Source organism: Planctomycetota bacterium, from assembly GCA_035574235.1.
Classification (GTDB): domain Bacteria; phylum Planctomycetota; class MHYJ01; order MHYJ01; family JACPRB01; genus DATLZA01.
Genome location: DATLZA010000164.1, coordinates 1 through 5233 on the forward strand (window position 1 = coordinate 1; position 5233 = coordinate 5233).

General features: G+C 72.5%; 8 protein-coding genes. 2 read left to right on the forward strand and 6 right to left on the reverse strand.

Translation table 11 applies throughout. The annotated features are described in order from the left end of the window. Window positions 1–702: hypothetical protein (locus tag VNO22_15190; protein HXG62712.1), on the forward strand; the 702-nt coding region annotated here is incomplete at its 5' end. Next, entirely contained in the window at window positions 699–1697 is a 999-nt protein-coding gene (locus VNO22_15195; protein ID HXG62713.1) for a prenyltransferase/squalene oxidase repeat-containing protein, read from the forward strand. The genes VNO22_15190 and VNO22_15195, both read left to right, overlap by 4 nt. Here VNO22_15195 and VNO22_15200 read toward each other — a convergent pair. From VNO22_15200 to VNO22_15225, 6 genes are all read right to left on the reverse strand, one after another. After that, window positions 1651–2331: an NAD-binding protein gene (locus VNO22_15200; protein HXG62714.1), complete on the reverse strand. Its 681-nt coding sequence runs from the start codon at window positions 2329–2331 to the stop codon at window positions 1651–1653. The two genes, VNO22_15195 and VNO22_15200, sit on opposite strands and share 47 nt — an antisense overlap. A 102-nt stretch (window positions 2332–2433) precedes the next feature. Then, window positions 2434–2979 carry a superoxide dismutase family protein gene (locus VNO22_15205; protein HXG62715.1) on the reverse strand — a complete coding sequence of 182 codons (546 nt, stop codon included), beginning with the start codon at window positions 2977–2979 and terminating at the stop codon, window positions 2434–2436. 19 nt (window positions 2980–2998) lie between these two features. Then, on the reverse strand, window positions 2999–3151 hold the full coding sequence (locus tag VNO22_15210) for a YHS domain-containing protein (GenBank protein HXG62716.1): 153 nt from the start codon (window positions 3149–3151) through the stop codon (window positions 2999–3001). Between the two features lie 51 nt (window positions 3152–3202). Continuing rightward, window positions 3203–4564 (reverse strand): VWA domain-containing protein, encoded by a 1362-nt coding sequence (locus VNO22_15215; protein HXG62717.1) that lies wholly within the window; start codon window positions 4562–4564, stop codon window positions 3203–3205. A 44-nt stretch (window positions 4565–4608) separates the two neighbouring features. Beyond that, window positions 4609–4938, reverse strand: coding sequence for a thioredoxin (gene trxA / locus VNO22_15220; protein HXG62718.1), 330 nt, complete (start codon window positions 4936–4938; stop codon window positions 4609–4611). A gap of 22 nt (window positions 4939–4960) precedes the next feature. Further along, on the reverse strand, window positions 4961–5233 hold a 273-nt coding region (locus tag VNO22_15225; protein ID HXG62719.1), incomplete at its 5' end, for an NADH-quinone oxidoreductase subunit B.

Consider the following 5233-nt stretch of genomic DNA (forward strand, 5'->3'; position numbering starts at 1 on the left):
GCCGCCGCGCCGCTCGCGCGCGCCCAGGCCGAGCTTCTGGCGGCCGCGCAGGCGATGCTGAATTCCGAGCGGGCCACCGCGGAGGCTCAGGCGGCCACCGCGCAGGCGCAGGCCGTCTCCCCGCCGGGGGTGCAGCCCGACCTGGGACAGGCGGCGCGGGACCTCGGCCAGGCGGCCGGGGCGCTGGATCAGGCCCAGCCGGCCGCGGCGGCCCGGTCGCAAGGTCAGGCGGTGGAAGCGCTGGGCCGGGCGCTCGAACAGCTCAACGCGCAGCTTGCCGCGCGGGGACTCCCGGCGGTTCAGCCCGGCCAGGCCGCCCAGGCGACGGCCGGCGAAGGCGCTCCGGAACCCGCCGCCGCGGGGCTCCCCGAACCCGCCGCCGGGCAACAGGCTCAGGCCCCGGGACAGGCGCCCGCGCCCGGACAGGGCCGGACCCCGGCGCCCTCGCCGGAAGAAAACGCGTCGCGCGGCCGGGGGGACCGGGAGCCTGACGGAACGCTCAAAAACGCGCCCTCGCAGCTCGGGCAGGCGCAGGGGAGCGGCTCGTTTCTCTATCTCCCGCCCCGGCAGCGGGACCTCATTCGCCAGGCGCTCGGCGAGGGGCTTCCGCCGGAATACGCGGCGCTCATTCAGCAGTACTACGTGAATCTGGCGCGGGGCCGGGCGGCCTCCGCGCCCGTTTCGCCGGAGAAGAAGAAATGAAGGCGCTCGCGGGGGCGTTCTTCCTGGGTATTCTTTTCGGCGGGCGGGTCGCCTCCGCCGGGGACGGGCTCGACGAGCCCACGCGGAAGGCCACGGCCAAGGCGCTCGAGTGGCTGGCCTCCCAGCAGCACGCGGACGGCTCGTGGGGCGACGGCCGGTATCCGCACAATACGGCGATCACGTCGTTTGCGCTGCTGGCGTTTTTGTCGCAGGGCCACCTGCCGGGCCAGGGGCTCTACGGCCCGGAAGTGGCCAAGGGCGCGCGGTTCCTCGTGGCGGCGACCCGGCCGGACGGGTACGTGGTGGGCCCCCGGGGCGGCAACATGTATTGCCACGGGATGGCGACCCTGGCGCTGGCGGAGCTTTGGGGCACGACGGGCGACGAGGAGATCCGTCCCGCCCTCGAGAAGGCGGTGGAACTCATCGTCCGGTCGCAGCACCGGGAGGGCGGCTGGAGGTACGATCCGGCGCCTTCGGGGCACGACATCTCGGTGACGATCATGCAGGTGATGGCGCTGCGGGCGGCCAAGAACGGCGGGCTGCACGTCCCGGACGCGACGCTCGAGAAGGCGCTCGCGTACATCGGGCGCTGCTACGACGCCAAGAGCGGCGGGTACACCTACCAGCCCGGCAGCCGCGAGCCGGGCTTCGCGCGGACGGCGGCGGGGGTGTGCGTCCTCCAGCTCGGGGGCCGGTACGACGCGCAGGAGATCCGGCGGGCCGTGGAGTATCTTCTCAAGAACGCGGACGACAAGAAGCACTTCTGGTACGGCCAGTACTACGCCGCGCACGCGCTGCACCAGGTGGGAGGCAAGGACTGGGAGCAGTGGTACGAGCGGATCAAGGGGCGGCTTCTTCCCAAGCAGCAGGCCAACGGCTGCTGGTCGAGCGGAAGCCTCGGCAGCGACGACGGAGCCGGTCCGGTCTATCAGACGGCCATCGCCGTCATCATTCTTTCCACGCCGCTGGGTTACCTTCCGATTTTCCAGAGCTGAACGCCGCGCCGTTCCCGTTGGAGCTCCCGTTCGTCCCGCGCTTGGGCAGCGCGCGGGCCTCCATGACGAAAAGCGGCGGGATGTGGAAGGGCTCGACCGTGAGGGACACGCGGGGGAAGACCTCGTCCAGATATCGCTTCAGGTGGCCGGAGCTCTGGTACACGAGGAACGCCCCGTGCGCGTCCAGGACCGCGCGCGTGTCCCGGAGGATGGCGCGCTTGTCCGTCTCCGAATAAAGCGAGAAGGGGATCCCGGAAAGCACGTAGTCGACCCGTTCCACGCCCGCCTCGCGGAGCACCTCCCGGACGTTCTCGGCGCTGTCCCAGAAGACGCTCGCCCGGGGGTCGCGCAGCCTGCGCAGCAGGCGCACGAAGTCCGGGTTGCGCTCGATGAGAATCAGCCGCGACCCGGCGGGGAGCCGCTCGAGGAGCATGCGGGTGAACGGCCCCGTGCCGGGCCCGTACTCGACGACCACCCGCGGGCGCGAAAAATCGATCCGATTGCAGATCCGGCGGACGAGATAGGCGGAGGTGGATTTGACCGAGGCGATGCGGTAGTCGCGGAGGAACTCGCGCAGGAGGAAGAGCTTCTCCGGGAACGAGTTCCGGCGCGATCCGTTTTCGGAGTGCTCCATAACGCTTCCCTTGGGCGACCTCCGCCGGGGACGGACAGGGAACCTCCGGCGTCTGGATAAAAGGCTGTGAGTTGGAGGTCTTTCCGTCAATCAAATTCCGCCTCAGTCCCGCCGGATGACGCCGCAGGCGATCCGCCCGCCGGAGTCGCCGGAGGGCTGGCTCGTTCCGTCGTCGGGCTTCTCGTGCAGGACGAGCGAGGTGCCGCCGGGCCGCAGGAGGGAGTGGCGCCCCGGCCCCAGCGTCACGTGCGGCGCCAGGAGGAGCGCCCGCGCGCGGCGGTCCTCCCCGACCGTGACGTTGGGGAGGTCTCCCGCGTGCGGCCCGTCCGGATGGAGCAGTCCGTGCTTGCGGCCGAACGGGTTGAAGTGGTCCCCGGCGCTGCGGAACTCGGGGGGCCGGCACTCGCCGGTCTCGTGAATGTGCACGGCGTGGACGCCCGGAGGCAGGTCCGCGATCCGCAGGTCGATCCAGACGCCCCGCTCGTCTTCCCGGAAGAGAGCCTGTCCCACGAGCTTCCCCCGGGCGTCCAGAAGATCCGCGCGCGCGGTCCGGGGCGGTTCCGGGGGTTCCTGGGGGAGCTCTTCGCGCTCGCAGGCGGCCAGAAGGGCCGCCGCGCAGAAAAGGCCGGCGCCGGGGGCGTTTTTCACCGCGCGTTCCCGGGACCGCTCACTCGGCGACGAAGGCGGAGGGGTTCTCCTGGAAGCGCGTCATGCACGCGTCGGAGCAGAAATGATACTCGCGGCCGTGCACCGTGGCCTTGCGGGGCGTGGTTCGATCGACGAACATGCCGCAGACGGGGTCCTTGACCTGGTCTTTCATGGGCGGCTCCTTCAGGCTTCCGTCCCGATGAGCCGTTCCGGACGCCCCCCGTTACGGGAGGAGGAGATACCGGCCCCCCGTGCGCTCCGCCAGGCTCCGCAGCATGGGCGCCTCCGCCCCGAGCCGCACGGCGTGGAAGACCGGCCGCAGCGGGCGCGCGCGCCGGGCCACGACCCGGCCCACGAGCTCCTCGTCCACGACGCGACCCACCGTGGGGCGCCCGTCGGAAAGAAGCACGATCGTGTCGGCCCCTTCCTCGCGCAGGATTCCCGAGTCGGGGTTCCCGACCCAGAGCAGCGCCTTCTCGAGCGCTCCGTAGAGATCGGTCCCGCGCGCGTCCGGGGCCTGGCGGTCCACGAAATCGGCGGCGTCGCGCCGCGCGTGGGCGTCGAGCGGACGCAGAGTCCCCGCGAAGGAAGAAACGCCGGCTCCGAAGAAGAGGATGTTGACGCGGGTCCCGTCCGGCAGGGCGCCCAGCAGCCGCTTGAGCTCCCGCCGCGCGGCCTCGAAGCGTCCTTCTTCGCGCATGCTGAGGGAGCGGTCGAGGACGAAGCACACGCGCGACGAGGCCACGGGCACGTCGTAGAACGCCGTCGTCACGCCCGGGCGGGGGGAAGGATCGCCGGCGGCGCCTCCGCTTTCCCGCCGGGCGCGCCAGGCGTGGACGTCCGGCGGGAGGCGCTCTCCCGTGAGCGCCTCGAGCGCCCGGTGCGCCGCGTCGCGGAGGCGCAGGTCGCCGGTCGCCAGGACCTCGACGAGGCGGGGGACGGACTCCGGGGAGGCGGCCAGGCCCCGGATCGCGGCCTCCCGCACCTGCCAGCAGGGGTGCTCGAGGAACGCGGCGGCGGCCCGCGGGCCGAGTCCGGGGACGATCGCCGCCAGGACGACGGGCTCGCGTTCCCCTTCGAGCGCGGCTTCGAGAGGCAGGCGCGCCCCGGCTTCGGCGAGCGCCTCGTAGATCTCGCTCTTGAGGACCCAGGAGGCCGAGCGGCGGGCTTCCCGGGCGAGCTCCTCCGGCGCCCGCTCCGCGAGGGGACGCAGGCCTTCGCGGAGGAGATCGTAGACGATCTCTCCGTCCACGGCGCGGCGGGTGAGCTCCGTCACGCGGCGGACGGCTTCGGCCCGGCGGCGGTCCTGCGCGCGTTCCTCGCCGAGCCCGAAGGAGAAGGCCGTGTCGAGGTCCTCGACGTCGCGGCGGGCGTCCCGGAGGGCGCTCAGGAGGGCCGCCTGCCGGTCGCGGAAGCGGCCCAGGGCGGAGGCGACCGCCCGCGCCGCGCGCGGGCCGTCCTCGCGGGCGAGGCCCGCCTGGGCCTCCCGGGCGGCCGCCGGATCCGCCCGCTCGACCGCGTCGAGGAGGCGGCCGGCGGGGTCCTGAAGCGTCCCGAGCGCCGCGATCCACGCGAGGAGGCTCACACCCTATTGGACGCCGCGCGCGGGCCCGGGTAAAGACCGGCGGCTCAGGCTTTGAGGTGCGGGTCGATCTCCTTGAGGAGCGCCGCTTTCGGGGCGGCCCCGACGTGGCGCCAGACTTCGCGTCCGCCGCGGAACAGGACGAGCGTGGGGACGGAGAGCACGCCGTGGGAGGCGGCGGCGTCCTGGGCGTCGTCCACGTCCACTTTCACGACCTTGAGCGAGGCGCCCTTCTCGCGGGCGATCTCCTCGACCACCGGGGCGAGCGCGCGGCACGGTCCGCACCAGGTGGCGTAGAAATCGACCAGGACGGGCCCCGCGGCGCGCAGAACTTCCGCCTCGAAGGCGTCCGCGCCGACCTGAGCGACTTTGGACATGGGAGCGTTCCTTTCCTGGGAGTTATCCGAGCGGCCGGACTTCCGCGTAGGAGCCCTTGCGGCCCGGAAGCGCGGGGGTCACGAGATACGCGTCCCGGTCCACCTCGGGGTCCCTGGCCAGCGTCTGCCGCTGAATCTTCTTCTGCAGCTTGAGGATTCCGTCCAGAAGCGCCTCCGGCCGCGGGGGACAGCCCGGCACGTACACGTCCACCGGCACCACCTTGTCCACCCCCTTGACCACGGAGTAGCCCCACTTGTAATAGGGCCCGCCCCCCACGACGCAGACGCCCATGGC

Excerpts from the sequence above, each read along its gene's own strand:
- VNO22_15210 (HXG62716.1), bottom strand. The coding sequence starts at position 3,151 with ATGAAAGACCAGGTCAAGGACCCCGTCTGCGGCATGTTCGTCGATCGA.
- VNO22_15200 (HXG62714.1), bottom strand. The coding sequence starts at position 2,331 with ATGGAGCACTCCGAAAACGGATCGCGCCGGAACTCGTTCCCGGAGAAG.
- trxA (HXG62718.1), bottom strand. The coding sequence starts at position 4,938 with ATGTCCAAAGTCGCTCAGGTCGGCGCGGACGCCTTCGAGGCGGAAGTT.
- VNO22_15195 (HXG62713.1), top strand. The coding sequence starts at position 699 with ATGAAGGCGCTCGCGGGGGCGTTCTTCCTGGGTATTCTTTTCGGCGGG.